Annotated in this window: 17 protein-coding genes; 5 read left to right on the top strand and 12 right to left on the bottom strand. The window is 69.4% G+C overall.

Annotated elements, in window-relative coordinates:
- Nucleotides 1-29: 29 nt before the first annotated feature.
- The 7 genes from LR393_RS35520 to ychF form a co-directional block, all read right to left on the bottom strand.
- A complete protein-coding gene (locus tag LR393_RS35520; RefSeq protein WP_269327517.1) occupies nt 30-161 on the bottom strand; it encodes a hypothetical protein in 132 nt (43 codons plus the stop codon).
- An 87-nt stretch (nt 162-248) separates the two neighbouring features.
- Nucleotides 249-746, bottom strand: coding sequence for a macro domain-containing protein (locus LR393_RS19535; RefSeq protein ID WP_231485410.1), 498 nt, complete (start codon nt 744-746; stop codon nt 249-251).
- Nucleotides 747-807: 61 nt separating this feature from the next.
- Nucleotides 808-1,020 (bottom strand): hypothetical protein, encoded by a 213-nt coding sequence (locus LR393_RS19530; protein WP_231485409.1) that lies wholly within the window; start codon nt 1,018-1,020, stop codon nt 808-810.
- A 113-nt stretch (nt 1,021-1,133) separates the two neighbouring features.
- Nucleotides 1,134-1,703, bottom strand: a complete 570-nt coding sequence (locus LR393_RS19525) for a tyrosine-protein phosphatase (protein ID WP_231485408.1) — start codon at nt 1,701-1,703, stop codon at nt 1,134-1,136.
- Nucleotides 1,704-1,957: 254 nt separating this feature from the next.
- On the bottom strand, nt 1,958-2,779 hold the full coding sequence (locus LR393_RS19520; protein ID WP_231485407.1) for an NAD-dependent epimerase/dehydratase family protein: 822 nt from the start codon (nt 2,777-2,779) through the stop codon (nt 1,958-1,960).
- Nucleotides 2,780-3,011: 232 nt separating this feature from the next.
- Nucleotides 3,012-3,797, bottom strand: coding sequence for an alpha/beta hydrolase family protein (locus LR393_RS19515; protein ID WP_231485406.1), 786 nt, complete (start codon nt 3,795-3,797; stop codon nt 3,012-3,014).
- A gap of 99 nt (nt 3,798-3,896) precedes the next feature.
- Nucleotides 3,897-4,982 (bottom strand): redox-regulated ATPase YchF, encoded by a 1,086-nt coding sequence (gene ychF, locus LR393_RS19510; RefSeq protein ID WP_231485405.1) that lies wholly within the window; start codon nt 4,980-4,982, stop codon nt 3,897-3,899.
- A gap of 428 nt (nt 4,983-5,410) precedes the next feature.
- Between ychF and LR393_RS19505 the strand changes: the two genes are divergently transcribed.
- Nucleotides 5,411-6,673: a DNA recombination protein RmuC gene (locus LR393_RS19505; protein WP_231485404.1), complete on the top strand. Its 1,263-nt coding sequence runs from the start codon at nt 5,411-5,413 to the stop codon at nt 6,671-6,673.
- A gap of 92 nt (nt 6,674-6,765) precedes the next feature.
- Here the strand turns inward: LR393_RS19505 and LR393_RS19500 are convergent, their stop codons facing one another.
- Nucleotides 6,766-7,923 (bottom strand): LysR family transcriptional regulator, encoded by a 1,158-nt coding sequence (locus LR393_RS19500; RefSeq protein ID WP_231485403.1) that lies wholly within the window; start codon nt 7,921-7,923, stop codon nt 6,766-6,768.
- 112 nt (nt 7,924-8,035) lie between these two features.
- On the opposite strand from LR393_RS19500, the gene LR393_RS19495 reads away from it, so the two are divergent.
- Nucleotides 8,036-9,154, top strand: coding sequence for a nitroreductase/quinone reductase family protein (locus LR393_RS19495; protein ID WP_231485402.1), 1,119 nt, complete (start codon nt 8,036-8,038; stop codon nt 9,152-9,154).
- A gap of 108 nt (nt 9,155-9,262) precedes the next feature.
- Here LR393_RS19495 and fdhA read toward each other — a convergent pair whose 3' ends face one another.
- Nucleotides 9,263-10,480 (bottom strand): formaldehyde dehydrogenase, glutathione-independent, encoded by a 1,218-nt coding sequence (fdhA, locus tag LR393_RS19490; RefSeq protein ID WP_231485401.1) that lies wholly within the window; start codon nt 10,478-10,480, stop codon nt 9,263-9,265.
- A gap of 150 nt (nt 10,481-10,630) precedes the next feature.
- The gene (locus tag LR393_RS19485; RefSeq protein WP_231485400.1) at nt 10,631-11,650 is read right to left on the bottom strand and encodes a 4-hydroxy-3-methylbut-2-enyl diphosphate reductase; all 1,020 of its coding nucleotides are present in this window, start codon (nt 11,648-11,650) and stop codon (nt 10,631-10,633) included.
- A 54-nt stretch (nt 11,651-11,704) separates the two neighbouring features.
- Between LR393_RS19485 and xseA the strand changes: the two genes are divergently transcribed.
- The 3 genes from xseA to LR393_RS19470 all read left to right on the top strand — a co-directional run bounded on the left by xseA (nt 11,705) and on the right by LR393_RS19470 (nt 13,950).
- Nucleotides 11,705-12,961 (top strand): exodeoxyribonuclease VII large subunit, encoded by a 1,257-nt coding sequence (xseA, locus tag LR393_RS19480; RefSeq protein WP_231485399.1) that lies wholly within the window; start codon nt 11,705-11,707, stop codon nt 12,959-12,961.
- A 332-nt stretch (nt 12,962-13,293) separates the two neighbouring features.
- A complete protein-coding gene (locus tag LR393_RS19475) occupies nt 13,294-13,644 on the top strand; it encodes a hypothetical protein (protein ID WP_231485398.1) in 351 nt (116 codons plus the stop codon).
- Between the two features lie 33 nt (nt 13,645-13,677).
- A complete protein-coding gene (locus tag LR393_RS19470; protein WP_231485397.1) occupies nt 13,678-13,950 on the top strand; it encodes an exodeoxyribonuclease VII small subunit in 273 nt (90 codons plus the stop codon).
- Here LR393_RS19470 and LR393_RS19465 read toward each other — a convergent pair.
- Both LR393_RS19465 and LR393_RS19460 read right to left on the bottom strand, forming a co-directional pair.
- Nucleotides 13,947-14,324, bottom strand: a complete 378-nt coding sequence (locus LR393_RS19465; RefSeq protein ID WP_231485396.1) for a TetR-like C-terminal domain-containing protein — start codon at nt 14,322-14,324, stop codon at nt 13,947-13,949. The genes LR393_RS19470 and LR393_RS19465 overlap by 4 nt on opposite strands.
- Before the next feature lie 84 nt (nt 14,325-14,408).
- Nucleotides 14,409-15,038, bottom strand: a complete 630-nt coding sequence (locus tag LR393_RS19460) for a DUF4245 domain-containing protein (RefSeq protein ID WP_231485395.1) — start codon at nt 15,036-15,038, stop codon at nt 14,409-14,411.
- Nucleotides 15,039-15,061 lie beyond the last annotated feature (23 nt).

Raw genomic sequence — 15,061 nt, 5'->3', positions numbered from 1 at the left:
GCGCGCGGCAGAATCCTGCCGGGGCCAGCTCACAGCGCTGGCAACGATCGCGGCGTCCGGTCGGTGGCGACGGTCCCGTCCGGACGCTGCCACCACGCGATCGCCCAGAGCACCGGAACGACACCGATCACCGACGCCACGACCACGGACCGGCGTCTCATGGCCCGGTGACCACTTCGGGCGGGAAGCGCGGCCCGGACGCACGAGGAGCGGAAGCACCGGCCATGTCCACCATTCTGCGGGTGGGATCAGACGGAGAGGGCGCGTTCCCAGAACTTGCGGGTGCGCTCGTCGAAGGCGACCAGCACGCACCGGGTGACCGCACTCTGTGCGCCGTGGAGAGCGTCCATACTGATCCGGCAGGCCTCGAACACCGGGAACCCGTAGGCGCCGGTCGAGAGGGCGGGGAACGCCACGCTGGTGGCGCCGACCTCGTCGCACCGCTGCAGGCAGGACACGTACGCGGAGGCGAGCAGATCGTCCGCCGGTTCGTCCACCCCGTACCGCGGGCCGACAGCGTGCACCACGTGCCGGATGCGAGGCCCCAGGCCGAAGGCCAGGGTGATGACCGCCTCGCCGGGCGGGCACGGGGCCAGCGGGCGAAGGGCCTGCAAGAGTTCCGGGCCCGCCGCCCGGTGCACCGCACCGTCGACCCCACCACCACCGATGAGTGACCGGTTCGCGGCGGTGACCACGACGTCCACATCAGCGGCGGTGATGTCCCCGACCGCCACTTCGATCTGCATGACGGTCATGATGGCGCAGGTTTTTATTAAGGCAGGGCCGTTTTGGTCAGGCGTTGTTCGATCAGGCAGGGTCGGGCGCGGCCATGTGGTCACGGATCGCCTTGAGCTTGCCCAGTCGCGTGGACGGGTCGTCGATCGCGATCGGGCCCGTGTGCGCCTCGACCACGGCGCTCGGCTTCCACTGCAGGGCCGTCGACTCGTTCTCCGAACCGCGAAGGCGACGGGCCAGATGACGGCCGCGCTGACGAGGGCCGGTGTTGTCGTGCTGAGCCAAGAGCCTGTTCCCCTCACCGTGTCTGCCACCAGCCCCGGGAGGGCGGTGCACATTGGTAACAATAGGGCATCGAATGCGCAAAGGCTCCAGTGTTGGCCGAGTTTGATCCCGGTTTATCCGTGGGTAAGGACTCCTCGCCATGTCATCACCCGTTGACGGACCTCGGGCGAAAGCGGCAGCTCATCCAGGCGCAGTCCGGCGAGTGCCTCCAGGAAGGCCCGCTCCGCCGTCGTGCCGTGCTGCCGCAGCAGCTCGTCGATCGGGATCAACTCGCGCTGCGCGTCGGTGGTGAGGGCGAAAACTCCACCCAGCCGGGCCGTCTGCAGGTAGTCATCGGCCACGACCTCCGGCCGCACCCCCGCGACGTGCAGAAGCACCATCGCCGTCAGACCCGTACGGTCACGCCCGCCCATGCAGTGGAACAGCACCCCGCCCTCGGGCGCCTGCGCGAGGGCCGTGAGCACCGCGCCCATCCGCTCGGGCATGGCCGCCAGGTGGGGCAGGAACACCAGCGGAGTACCGTCCAGACCGCTGTCCTCGTAATAGGGCCAGAACTCGCGGTTCTCCGGCCCGTCGAGATCGACCGTCACCGTCGTCAGCCAGGCCGGGCGGTCCTGGACGTCCCGGGCCCTCTCCCCCGGCGTCCGCAGGTCGATGACCGATCGAATACCGGCCTCGTACACCTGGTCCCACCCGGCCGGAGTGATCCGGTCGACGATCTCGGACCGGAAAAGATGCCGTAGGGCGTCTCCCCACCGCCGGTGCGCGCAAGGCCACCCAGATCGCGCGCGTTGACCAGCCCGTCCACACGCAGAATTCGTGAGGATTCAGTCACGGCGTCATCCTATGAAGGCCTGTCGTGCTCAGAAGAGACCGAGGCGCTGCCCCCGGAATGCCTTCGTCCAGGTCACCTGGAGCCACTGGATCACCGGCTCCATCAGCTGCGGCGCCAGGTGGCCCGGGGTTCCCAGCCGATGATGTCCTTGGCCCGGGCGAGCTCGAAAGCCCCTGTATGGCCTGGCAAAGCACGGCGTAGCACGGACTGCGGACTGTGCCGGGCCAGCAGCTCACCGGTCGGGGTCTCGCTCGTCGTCTCGTCGGCCGCGATGACCAGGACCTCGTAGGGACCGGTTCCGGGCCGGGGTTTCAGCGACAGGAGGCAGGCCCGGGCCGCGTCCTCGAGAGCGACGTAGCCGAAGAGGTTGTGGACCTGGTCGGCCTCCGGGATCGGAACGGCGACGCTCCGCACCTCCGGCACCGCGAGGATCCAGTGAAAACGCAGAGCTGTGACCGTCATCCCCCGCCGGGCGTACATCTGGCCCGTGCGCTCCAGGAAGTCCTTGGTCAGCGCGTAGGGATCCACGTACTGCAGCGGACTGTCCTCGTCCACCGGCAGGTAGGGCTGGACGAGCGGCTCCGGCGACCAGGCCGGCCCGTAGATCGATCCGCTCGACGCCAGCACCGCGGTCCGGATACCCGCCCGCCAGGCCTCCTCCAGGGCATTGAACATGGTGAGGGTGTTGATCCGCACCAGCTCGACCGGCTCGATGTTCTCGGGGCTGGGGATGGCCGCGCAATGGATGACCGCGTCGCAATCACGCAGAGACTCCGCGACCGCGCCGGCATCCAGCAGATCGACCGCATGGCCCTCCGCATCAGGCACCAGATCCGCCGGCACGTACTGATGCCCCTCGGCCTCGAGCTGCCGGCACACCTCGCGGCCCAGCTTCCCCCGCGCCCCACTCACCCAGACCCTCATACGGCGAACCTAGCCGCGCGTCGGTGAATCACGCTCGTGAATTAGTCGAACGCGTGAAACAGCCTGACCGCGAGGCCGGTCGACCACCAGTTCCCCGGCGGGCTCTTCGTGGTTCACGAACCCGTCGCCCCGACCACGCAGAGCGTGAACGTCAGGACCGTAGCGCCGGGTGGCAGTGGCCGGTCTCCCTTGAGGGGACTCAAAAATGCGATCCCGGTTTAATGGCCGGGCATTATTCGACCCGGGGACGAGGACCAGGCTCCGGACTCAGATAAGGATCCGCCCAGGCACTGATGATCCGGGCCGCGCGATCCGCCTGTCCGGCGCCGGTGAGAAAGTGGTTCGACCCCTCCAGCGAGACGAAGCTGCGGGGATGACGGGCGATCTGGAAGATCTCACTGGCGTTCTCGATCCCGACGGTGTTGTCGGTCGGCGAGTGCATCACCAGAAGGGGCAGGCGCAGCTCGCGGATCCGGGCGCGCAACTCGGACGCCCGTACGTCCTCGACGAACGACCGCTTGAGCGTCAGGGCCTTGCCCCCGATGAGCCACTCGGCCGAGCCCTCGGCCAGAACCTTCTCGACCACCGCATCGTAGTGACGTTCCACGCGACTCGGGTCGACCGGAGCCCCGACCGTGGCCACGGCGCGCACGCCGGCGATCTCCCGGGCCGCGGCGATCACCGTGGCACCACCCCAGGAATGACCCACCAGGAGCTCGACGGGCCCACCCCGCTCAGCCATGAACTCGGCGGCCTTGCCGGTGTCGGCGATCTTGACCGTGAAGGACCCGTCGCCCCAGTCACCCTCCGAGTCACCCAGCCCCAGGTTGTCGTAGCGCAGCATCCCGATGCCCTCACGAGCCAGACGCCGGCAGATCCGCGCGGCCGCCGGGGAGTCCTTGCCGAGCGTGAACCCGTGGGCGAAGACGCCCCACCCCCGCACGGGGCCGTCCGGCACCTCGAGCACACCCGCGAGCATGGGCCCGACCGAACTCGGGAACGAAACCTTTTCGATCATGGTGGAATGATGTACCACGCCTGACCAGCAACTTCACACCGAGCCCAGGCGCCCCACGATCGTCCCCCGTACGAGACACACGAGCAGGTATGGCGAGGCCTACACGTTGAAGCGGAACTCCACCACGTCGCCGTCCTGCATGACGTAATCCTTGCCCTCCATGCGCACCTTGCCCTTGGACTTCGCCTCGGCCATCGAGCCGGTCTCCATCAGGTCGTCGAAGCCGACGATCTCGGCCTTGATGAAGCCCCGCTGGAAGTCGGTGTGGATGACGCCCGCGGCCTGCGGAGCGGTCCAGCCCTGGCGGATGGTCCAGGCGCGGGACTCCTTCGGGCCGGCGGTGAGGTAGGTCTGCAGGCCGAGGGTGTGGAAGCCGACCTTGGCCAGCTGGTCCATGCCCGACTCTTCCTGGCCGACGCTGGAGAGCAGCTCGGCGGCCTCCTCGGCGTCCAGCTCGATCAGCTCGGACTCCAGCTTGGCGTTGAGGAAGATCGCGTCGGCCGGGGCCACCAGCTCACGCATCTTCGTCTGCAGCTTCTCGTCGGACAGGCCGTCCTCGTCGACGTTGAAGACGAAGATGAAGGGCTTGCTGGTCATCAGGCTGAGCTCGCGCAGGTGCTCCATCTCGATGCCGGCCTTCGCGGCGCCCTTGGCCAGCGTCACGCCCTCTTCGAGCAGCTTCTGCGCGGCGACGGCGGCGTCGAGCACGGCCTTGTCGGCCTTCTTCCCCTTGACCTCTTTCTCGAGGCGGGGAATGACCTTCTCCAGGGTCTGGAGGTCGGCCAGCATGAGCTCGGTGTGGATGACCTCGATGTCGTCGGCGGGGTCGACCCGGCCGGCGACATGGATCACGTCGTCGTCGACGAACGCGCGCACCACCTGGCAGATCGCATCGGCCTCGCGGATGTTGGCGAGGAACTTGTTGCCCAGGCCCTCACCCTCGCTGGCGCCCTTCACGATGCCCGCGATGTCGACGAACGACACCGTGGCCGGGATCAGCTTCTCGCTGCCGAACACCCCGGCCAGCTTGCCGAGCCGCTCGTCGGGCAGCGGGACCACCCCGACGTTGGGCTCGATCGTCGCGAACGGGTAGTTCGCCGCGAGCACCTCTGCCTTGGTGAGAGCGTTGAAGAGCGTCGACTTGCCGACGTTCGGGAGACCGACGATGCCGATGGTGAGTGCCACGGGGCCAGGTTACTGGCCACAGGTCACGAGGCCCGAATTGCGGACGCACACGAGCACCGACCACGGTCCGGGTCACCACCCGCTGTCGGTGCGCGGGGAACCGCCAGGACAACTCCTGGCGTGGTGACCACCGGCGTTCGCCGGGACGGGCCCTGGGGTCCGTGATCAATCATCGTGTGCATTCCGTGCGCGACGACCGCAGCGAATGCACACGATCATGGTCGGGCACGGCGGAACCGGGTGGCCAGGTGACCTCGGGGACGGGTGAGGCCAGGCGGCTCGGCGGCCGGGCGGCCGGGGCGGCCGGGGCGGCCGGGGCGATTCGCACAGCCCCGACGCCGGGTCATCCGCTCCCGGACCGGCCCCGCTCCGGTCCCGAACGGGTATCGCCGCCATTACTGTCGGTGGCGCCTGGCATCGTGGCCGTCATGACAACCGCGGTGGGGTTCCTGCTCGGCCTGATCCTGGGGCTGGCGCTGGCGGCGTTCGGCGCGCGGGCGGCGTTCCAGCCCCTGCTGCGGGCCCGCCAGGCCTCTCTGGAGGCCGAGCGTGACCTACTGCGCGAGCGCGTCACCGATCTGGAGGCCGCGGCCGGTCAGGACCACGAGCTGGTCGCCACCCTGTCCCCGCTGTCCGCGACCCTGCAGCGCGTGGAGAAACAGGTGCAGACGCTCGAGCGCGACCGGGTGGAGCAGTTCTCCCGGCTGGACGAGCACCTGACCGCCGTCCAGGCGTCGGGTGAGTCGCTGCGGGCCCAGACCGCCGCCCTGGCCGGCGCCCTGCGCTCCCCCACCTCCCGCGGTGCCTGGGGCGAGGTGCAGCTGCGCCGAGTGGTGGAGCACGCCGGCATGCTGCCCCGCGTCGACTTCCTCACCCAGGCCACGGGCACCACCCCCGACGGCAACGGTGTGCGCCCCGACCTTCTGGTGAACCTGCCCGGCGGCAAGTACATCGTGGTCGACGCCAAAGCTCCTCTCGCGGCCTTCCTCGAGGCCAGTGAGAAGGGCGAGGCCGCCCTGAGCGCCGCGGCCGGCGCCCACGCGAAGGCCCTGCGGGCCCACGTCGACGCGCTCGCGGCGAAGGAGTACTGGCTCGCGTTCCAGCCGACCCCCCAGCTGGTGGTGTGTTTCGTGCCGGGCGAGGCGTTCCTGGCCGCCGCCTGCACCGCCGACCCGAGCCTGCTGGAGCACGCGATGGCCCGCCGCGTCGTGCTGGCCACCCCCACCACCCTGCTGGCCCTGCTCCGCACGGTGGCCCTGACCTGGCAGTCCGAGGCCGTGAGCGGCAACGCCCGGCAGCTGCTGGAGATCGGCTCCGAGCTCTACCGCCGTCTGGCCGGCCTCGGCGAGCACGCGAGCAAGCTGGGCCGCGACCTGCACCGCGTGGTCGAGGACTACAACGCCCTGGTCGGCACCCTCGAACGCCGCGTACTCGTCACCGCCCGCAAGATGCAGGATCTCGACCTCGTCGACCACGACCTCCCCACCGTGGCCCCGCTGGAGTCCAGCCCCCGCCCCCTGACCGCCGACGAGCTGATCACCGGCCCCCCACAGCCCGGCAGCAACTACCTCGATCTGGAAACCCGGCAGGGCAGAAGAGAACTACGGCCGGAACGAGCCCGTTCCATAACGATCGACCAGGTGCCCTCCCCCGGCAACGGCACGGTAGATCCGACGAACCAGAACGACTGATCGAGATCCGACCTCCGAAAGCCACCCGGCCGGCGCTGCCCCAGGTCGCACCCCGGGGCAGCGCCGTCAACAGAGCTGGAACCCGCATCCCGTCACAACGTGCCCCAGTCCCCCGCTGCCCGCAGCAGACGTTCCCGCACGGCACCCAGTGGTTGCGACAATTCCTCCCCCGTCCGACAGGCCAGGTACACCGTGTTGAGCGGCAGTTCCTCGCCGCGGTGCAGCACCTGCACGCTCGCGGCCTCCAGCGCCGGGCAGGCAATGTAGCGGGGCAGCACGCTGATGCCGGTGCCCGCCGTCACCGCGGCCAGCACGGCGCGCAGGTCGGGCACGGTCAGGGCCACCCGGTTCGGCGGTCGCCGACCGAAAAGGGTCAGCCAGTAACGTCTCACGATCGGCAGGTCGACGCCGTAAGCCACCAGCGGAAGATGCGCGAGCGCCGCCACCGGATCATTCGCCAGTTCGGCCGGGTCGATGGACCGGGCGTGCGACGCCGTCCCGACCAGGACGAACTCCTCGTCGACCAGAGGCACCGCGGTGATGCCAGGCAGTTTCGGGCGAACCGCCGAGATCACCAGGTCCAGTTCGGATCCGGGCCCAGCCGGTGACGGGATCGGGGCGGGAGCCAGGCCGGAAGCTGACCGCTCCGGGAAGGAGGATGCCATCGGAGACAAACGGTGCACCGGGCCCGAAGAGGTAGTAGCAGGCTCCGCAACCGGTGAACTCACGACAGGCGCCGTACCCGGGGAAGATCCCGCAGCACCAACCGCCGGACCCGCAGCCACCGGAGCGGCCAGGGTCGGCGACGTCACGGAAGCCCGGACTGAGACCGGCGGCACGGTGGGGGCCAGAGCCGCCAGGAGTTCGTGGGCCTGACCCAGGCGGATGTCCACCCGTAGGCCGGCCCCGAGCAAGGGGGCGAGGGCCGGTAGGACGCGCAGCGCCATGAGTTCGGCCGGGCCGCCGAGTCGCAGGAGTCCGGAGACCGGGGCAGGCTCGGACGGGGGCCGCATCACCTCCCGCAACCGGCTCAACGGCTCACCGACGGAGGTGGCCAGGCGTTCGGCGTGCACGGTGGGACGGGTGCCCCGCCGGGAACGCTCGAACAACCGCACCCCGAGCCGGGCCTCCAGGCGGGAGATGCGATCGGTGAGGGCCGGCTGCGACACGCCGAGGTCGGCTGCGGCCGCCGTCATCGACCCCCGCTGAAAGACCCGCATGAAGGCATCCAGCAAGTCCAGTTCCTGCACACCGCCCATCATAAGAAACCTGATGACGGCGGGTCTGCTCGTCGTGCGGCATCCGGGGTGCAGCGGATACGAATACATCCGGACGCCGACTGAAGAGAAGGACGTAGAAAACGTGGCAAAGATCCTCATGGTGCTCAGCGCGGCCGACAGCCTCACGCTGGCCGACGGCACCTCCCACCCGACCGGCTACTGGGCCGAGGAGGTCGTGCGCTCGCACCAGGTACTGACCGAGGCCGGCGTGGCGGTCGACATCGCCACCCCGGGAGGTCGCACCCCGACCGCCGACCCGGTGAGCCTGCCGGACGACGACGAGAACACCCCCGTCTTCCGGGCCTACCTCGACGGGCTCGGCGACGAGCTCCAGCACCCCAAGGACCTGGGCCGGGTCTCGGGCCCCGACTACGACGGCGTGTACCTGCCGGGCGGGCACGGTCCGATGACCGACCTGATCGACGACGCCGACCTGCGGCGCATCCTGGGCCGGGCGGTGAAGAAGAACCAGGTGGTCGCCACGTTGTGCCACGGTGCGGCGGGTCTGCTGAGCATCGACGGGTCCGCGCTGAAGGGCCGCCGGATCACCGCCTTCACCGATGAGGAGGAGAACGCGGGTGGGCTGGGTGACCGCTCCCCGTGGTTCCTCGAGAGCCGCCTGGCCGAGCAGGGCGCCGAGCTGGCCACCGGCCCGGCCTGGAGCGACACCGTGGTGGTGGACGGAAAACTGATCACCGGCCAGAACCCGGCCTCCAGCGCCAGCACCGCCCGGGCCGTGGTCGAGGCGCTGAAAGACATCCCCAACGGCACCGCTCTCGACCTGCACGGCGCCGCGCACATCCAGCGCTATCGCGAGACCCGGGGCGCGGACGGGCACGAGTGGCGTTACGGCACCACGATCCTGCTGCTCGACAGCGTGGGCAACAAGTCCGGTCAGCCACGCACCCACGCGCTGATCTACCGCCGTTTCGACGACGCCTACCTGGTCGTGGCCAGCAACGGCGGCACGGACGCACCGCCGGCCTGGTATCTCAACCTCCAGGCCCAGCCCGATACCCAGATCCAGGTGAAGGACCAGGTCGTGCCGGTCCGGGCCCGGGTGGCGACCGCCGCCGAGAAGCCCGCCCGCTGGGCCGAGATGGCCGACGCCTGGCCGGATTACGACGACTACCAGGCCCGCACGGACCGCGAGATCCCGATCGTGGTGCTGGAGCCGGCGGGTGAGGCCCGTCCGGCCTGACCGACCCGGCCCGACGAGAACCCGGCTTTGAGGACGCAGGCCACCACCTCGTCCTCAAAGCAACGGTTATCGGGGTGGTCGCCGACGAAAGGCGACCACCCCGATATCTCAGGCGGAAACCATGCCGTGCGGATCGATCACGAACTTCTTCGCGGCGCCCTTGTCGAAATCGGCGTACCCCTCCGGCGCCTCGTCGAGGGAGATGACCGTGGCGTTGACCGCCTCGGCAATCTGCACCTTGTCGTTGAGGATCGCCTGCATGAGCCCGTAGTTGTACTTCATCACCGGGCACTGACCGGTGACGAACGACAGCGACTTGGCCCAGCCGGTACCGAGACTCAGGGACAACGAGCCGATCTTGGCCGCCTCGTCGATACCTCCGGGGTCTCCGGTGACGTAAAGCCCCGGAATACCCAGGGCCCCACCGGCGGCGGTGATCTCCATCAGCGAGTTCAGCACCGTGGCGGGGGCTTCCCCGGAAGCGCCTTCCCCGTGCCCACGGGCCTCGAAACCGACCGCGTCCACTCCGCAGTCGACCTCCGGAACACCGAGGATCTGAAGGATCTGGTCTTTCGGATCACCCTTGGACACGTCGACCGTCTCGCAGCCGAAACTCCGGGCCTGGGCGAGCCGTTCCTCGTTCAGGTCACCCACGACGACTACAGCCGCACCGAGCAGCTGAGCCCCCGCGGCGGCCGCCAGGCCGACCGGACCGGCACCCGCGATGTACACCGTGGAGCCGGGTTTCACGCCCGCGGAGACCGCTCCGTGGTAGCCGGTCGGGAAGATGTCCGACAGCATCGTGAGGTCGGTGAGCTTGGCCAGCGCCTGGTCCTTGTCGGGGAAGCGCAGCAGGTTGAAGTCGGCGTAGGGCACCATCACGTACTCGGCCTGCCCACCGACCCAGCCACCCATGTCGACGTACCCGTAGGCCGCGCCCGGGCGGGCGGGATTCACCGTGAGGCAGATCCCGGTCTTGCCCTCCTTGCAGTTGCGGCAGCGCCCGCAGGCGATGTTGAACGGCGTGGAGACCAGGTCACCGACCTTGAGGAACTCCACGTCGGGCCCGACTTCCGCCACCTCACCGAGGATCTCGTGCCCGAGCACGAGATTGGGCGGGGCGGTGGTGCGGCCTCTGACCATGTGCTGATCACTGCCGCAGATGTTCGTCACGGCGACCTTGAGAATGACGCCGTGACGGCATTTCCGGCCGATGTTGTCGGGGTGCACCCCGGGGCCGTCTTGTAGTTCCAGTTTCGGGTAGTCGATGTCCTGGACCTCGACCTTGCCGGGGCCCACGTACGCAACGCCTCTGTTGCCTGCCATCTGCGATCAACCTCTTCGTCGAACGACGGCGAACGGACGCCCCCATCAGAACACGGGTCTTTCGGGCGGGCCATGGCAAAGCGGAAGAGCCGCGCCGTCCGGTCGGACAACGCGGCACCTTCAGGACGAGAAGCTTTCGGGACGAGAGGCTCAGCCCTGCGCGGCCTTGGCCTTCGCCTTGATGTCACGGTGCAGCTCGCGCGGCAGCGAGAACATCAGGTCTTCGTGCGCGGTGACGACCTCTTCGGTCTGGCCGTAGCCCCGCTCGGCCAGCCAGGCCAGCACGTCCTGCACCAGGATCTCCGGCACCGAGGCGCCCGAGGTGACGCCGACGGTATTGACGCCCTCCAGCCAGGCCTCGTCGATCTCGGTGGCGAAGTCGACCCGGTAGGAGGCCTGGGCGCCGTACTCCAGCGCGACCTCGACCAGGCGCACCGAGTTGGAGGAGTTGCGCGAGCCGACCACGATGACCAGGTCGGCCTCGGGAGCGATCTTCTTCACCGCGACCTGCCGGTTCTGCGTGGCGTAGCAGATGTCGTCGCTCGGCGGGTTCTGCAGGTTGGGGAACTTCTGCCGCAGGCGGCGCACGGTCTCCATGGTCTCGTCGACCGAGAGCGTGGTCTGGGAAAGCCAGACCACCTTGTCCGGGTCGCGGACCTCGATGTTGTCCACGTCGTCGGGGCTGTTGACGATCTGGATGTGCTCGGGGGCCTCACCGGCCGTGCCCTCGACCTCTTCGTGACCGGTGTGACCGATCAGCAGGATGTCGAAGTCGCCGTCGGCGAACCGGACGGCCTCCTTGTGCACCTTCGTGACCAGCGGACAGGTCGCGTCGATGGTCTTCAGCAGGCGCCGGTCGGCGGCCTCCCGCACGGCCGGTGACACGCCGTGGGCGGAGAAGATGACGATGGCGCCCTCGGGCACCGCGTCGGTCTCGTTGACGAAGATCGCGCCCTTGTTCTCGAGCGAGGTGACGACATGCCGGTTGTGCACGATCTCCTTGCGCACGTACACCGGGGCCCCGTGGACCTCCAGGGCCTTCTCGACCGCCACGACGGCCCGGTCCACACCGGCGCAGTAGCCGCGCGGGGAGGCCAGCAGGACCCGCTTGGTGGCGGCGGGCGCGCCGTCGGACGTGGGGGCCGTGGAGGCGATGCTCGATGCAGTCACGACTCCATGGTAAGTCGCGAATCGGGAGAGTCCGCTGTGGGCTAGCGTGATCGGGTGAGCAATACGCCCCGGAAGATCCCGGCTACGGCGGGTGAGACCACAGCGGAACAGCCCTGGCCGGTGCGCCTGCTGTCGTCCAAGCTCACCGACTATGTGTCCAGGTCACCCGTGGTCTGGGTGGAGGGTCAGGTGGTGCAGCTCACGCGCCGACCCGGCCAGACCACCTGCTACCTCACGCTGCGCGACCCGGATGTCGACCTCTCCTTCAACGTGTCCGTGCACGTGCGGGTGCTCGACGCGCTGCCCACCCCGCTGCAGGACGGGTCCCGGGTGGTCATGCGCGCCCGCGCCCAGCTCTTCCCCCGCCGGGGCTCGCTCAGCCTGTTCGCCGAGCAGATCCGCCCGGTCGGGGTCGGGGAACTCCTCGCCCAGCTGGAGCATCTGCGGCGCCTGCTCACCGCCGAGGGGCTGTTCTCGGCCGACCGCAAGCGCCCCCTGCCATTCCTGCCGAACGTCGTCGGCCTGATCTGTGGCCGGGCCTCGGCCGCCGAGCGCGACGTGGTGGAGAACGCCCGGCGCCGGTGGCCCGCGGTACGTTTCGAGATCCGCGCGGTCGCGGTGCAGGGCCCGAAAGCGGTGGAGGACGTCGTGGGCGCCCTGCGCTCGCTGGATGCCGATCCGATGGTGGACGTCGTGGTCGTCGCCCGCGGCGGCGGCTCGGTGGAGGATCTGCTCCCCTTCAGCAACGAGGCCCTGCTCCGCGTGGTCTCGGCGTGCCGCACGCCGATCGTCAGCGCGATCGGCCACGAGGTGGACAAACCCCTCCTCGACCTGGTGGCCGACCTCGCCGCCTCGACCCCCACCGACGCGGGCAAGCGGATCGTGCCCGACATGAAGGCCGAGCTCGACGGCATCCGCCAGACCCGGCGCCGGGCTCGCCAGGCCGTGACCTCGCGGCTGCAGCGCGAGGTCGCGACGATCGCCTCGCTGCGCTCCCGACCGGTGCTCGCCGATCCGCATCGGCTGCTCACGGCCCAGTCCGACCTGATCACAAATCAGCGGGAACGGGCCGCGCGGGCCCTGGCCAACCGTCTCTCCCACGCCCACCAGGACGTCGACCACCTGCGTCAGCGGGTCCGGGCCCTCTCCCCCCTGGCCACGATGGAACGTGGCTACGCCGTGGTCAGCGAGCCGGGCGGTCAGGTGGTGCGCTCGGCCGGCGAGATCTCCCCCGGCGACCCCCTGCGCATCCGCGTGCACGAAGGCGAGTTCGCGGCCGAGGTCACCCGGCAAACACAAGAGACCCAGTAGTCACCCCGCGAACTTGCTTAACTACTCAAAGCAATCATTTGACGGTATTTTCCCTTCCCCGAGGGGACTTGCACGGTTCAAGCGATTACGATGAGGACGGTATCGATGGGTCGGCCTCGGCACGGGGTGCCAGAGATTGAGCAAGTTCTGCAAGACGCTGAAGCTCGCAACTGGCCAGTCGAATACAACAAGAACAACAACATCTGGCGGCTCATGTGCCCGATGTGCGGCAAACACATCAAGTGGGTCCACAAGACGCCGTCGAACCCCAGGTACGCACTGAACCTACGCAAGTGGTTGGAGCGCACCGGTTGCTGGAAGGAAAAGGTCTCATGATGTACGAGCTGCACCTGGGCCTGTCTGTCAGCACGCCCGAAGACGACGCGACGCTGAGCACCCACCTGGAGGAAGTGGCCGAGGCCCTGGCCGCACAGGAACTGGGGAACGAGGCTCTGCTCGACTTCAGCCTGGGGGCCGACCTGGCCGCTCGCACCGTCGAGATCGAAGTGACGGTCGACGCCTCATCACCCGAGCAGGCCGCGGCAGAAGGCTTCTCATGGATTCGTGCCGCGATACACGCGACGGGCGCGAGCACCCCGAACTGGGAAGCCGCTCCGGTGGCCGCCGGGTTGGTGGAGTTCCGCCTGGACCGGGCCAGCACCAAGCCACTGATTGAAGCCTGAGACAACCCGACCCGGCCGGATAGGGTCGTCGTCGTGACGCCCAGCCCGAAGAAGACCGACGACGACCCGCTCGAGAAGGCGGCGGCCGAGGCGGCTGCTCTCGACGCCGAACTGGCGGAGCTGTCGTACGAGCAGGCCCGGGACGAGCTGGTCGGGGTGGTCCGGCGGCTGGAGAGCGGGGCCGAGACACTGGAGGAGTCGCTGGCTCTGTGGGAGCGCGGCGAGGCCCTGGCCCGGCGCTGCGAGACCTGGCTGGCCGGGGCGCAGGCCAAGCTGGACGCCCGGCTGCCCGCCGAGGACGACTAGGCCAGCTGGGCCCGCACGGCTTTCTCGACCAGGGAGTCGATCTGAGTGTCGAGCCCGGCCGGTTCCAGCGTGAGAACCGGTTCCAGCGTGAGACCGGCCGCGAAGGTGGCGATGCCGTGCACGTGGGTCCAGATCAGCAGGCCGTGCTCGCGGGGATCGTCCACCGCCGGTGCGGCGTCGGCGACCATGGCCGCCATCGCGTCCAGCAGGGGCAGCCAGACCACGCGCAGCGAGTAACCGCTGCCCCGGTGCAGGTCGTGACGGAAGATCAGGCGGAACATCTCCGGCCGGGCCTGAGCGAAGCCGACGTACTCGTGCGCCGCGGCCCGCAGACGTTCCCGGGCCGGCTGCGGGCCGGTGAAGACCCGCTCCATCAGCGCCGTGAGATCGGTGAGGCCGGACTTGGCGATGGCCGCGAGCAGCAGCTGGTGGGTGGGGAAGTAGCGCCGCGGGGCGGGTTACTTCAGGGCGGTGGCAACGGCCGTGGCGAACTGGTCCATCTCCAGTTCGGCGGCGGTGCCGGTGACGATGGTGGTGATGTCGTCGTCACCGCGGTGGACCAGGCTGATGGTGCCGCGGTCGGTGCGGCTGCGCACGACCCATTCGACCCCGCCGATGGTCTCGGTGCCGGTCTCCTTGCCGTCGGTGACCTGCCGGGACTCCCAGGCCTCGGTGACGTTCTGGGCCTGCTGCACACCGGCGTACGTGCCACTCGGGGTGGTGTAGGTCAGCTGCCAGGTGGCGATGTTGTTGGTGGTGCCGGTCTCCAGGCCGGCGGCGCGGGGGGTCCAGCCCTGCGGCACGTCGGGCTGCACCGGGGTGAAGCCCACCGAGGGCTGCGCGCCGAGAGCGGCCGAGGCGACGTTGATGTCGCGCGTGGGGATCTGGTTGGGGCGGGGCACGAGCAGCAGCAGCACGAGCACGATGCCGACGATGACCGCCATCGAGATGATCATGTCGCGCGGGCGGGTGCTCATGGATGCGCGGCGGTGCTCCGCACTGCGGTCCGCCGCCGACCCGACGACCTGCGCCGGTGCCGCTGCCTGGGAGGACGAGGCCGGTGTGCTGGTGCTGGGCGTCTCGGTCACGTACCTATGGTCGCGCCCCCGGC

It is taken from the genome of Kineosporia mesophila (genome assembly GCF_021129235.1).
In the GTDB taxonomy this organism is placed as follows: Bacteria; Actinomycetota; Actinomycetes; order Actinomycetales; family Kineosporiaceae; genus Kineosporia; species Kineosporia mesophila.
This window is presented reverse-complemented; position numbering and strand designations above follow the sequence as displayed.

Coding starts and splice junctions, on each gene's coding strand:
- LR393_RS35520 (WP_269327517.1), bottom strand. CDS start 161: ATGAGACGCCGGTCCGTGGTCGTGGCGTCGGTGATCGGTGTCGTTCCG.
- LR393_RS19505 (WP_231485404.1), top strand. CDS start 5,411: ATGACAACCGCGGTGGGGTTCCTGCTCGGCCTGATCCTGGGGCTGGCG.
- LR393_RS19515 (WP_231485406.1), bottom strand. CDS start 3,797: ATGATCGAAAAGGTTTCGTTCCCGAGTTCGGTCGGGCCCATGCTCGCG.
- LR393_RS19475 (WP_231485398.1), top strand. CDS start 13,294: ATGATGTACGAGCTGCACCTGGGCCTGTCTGTCAGCACGCCCGAAGAC.
- fdhA (WP_231485401.1), bottom strand. CDS start 10,480: ATGGCAGGCAACAGAGGCGTTGCGTACGTGGGCCCCGGCAAGGTCGAG.
- LR393_RS19465 (WP_231485396.1), bottom strand. CDS start 14,324: ATGGAGCGGGTCTTCACCGGCCCGCAGCCGGCCCGGGAACGTCTGCGG.
- LR393_RS19520 (WP_231485407.1), bottom strand. CDS start 2,779: ATGAGGGTCTGGGTGAGTGGGGCGCGGGGGAAGCTGGGCCGCGAGGTG.
- LR393_RS19535 (WP_231485410.1), bottom strand. CDS start 746: ATGCAGATCGAAGTGGCGGTCGGGGACATCACCGCCGCTGATGTGGAC.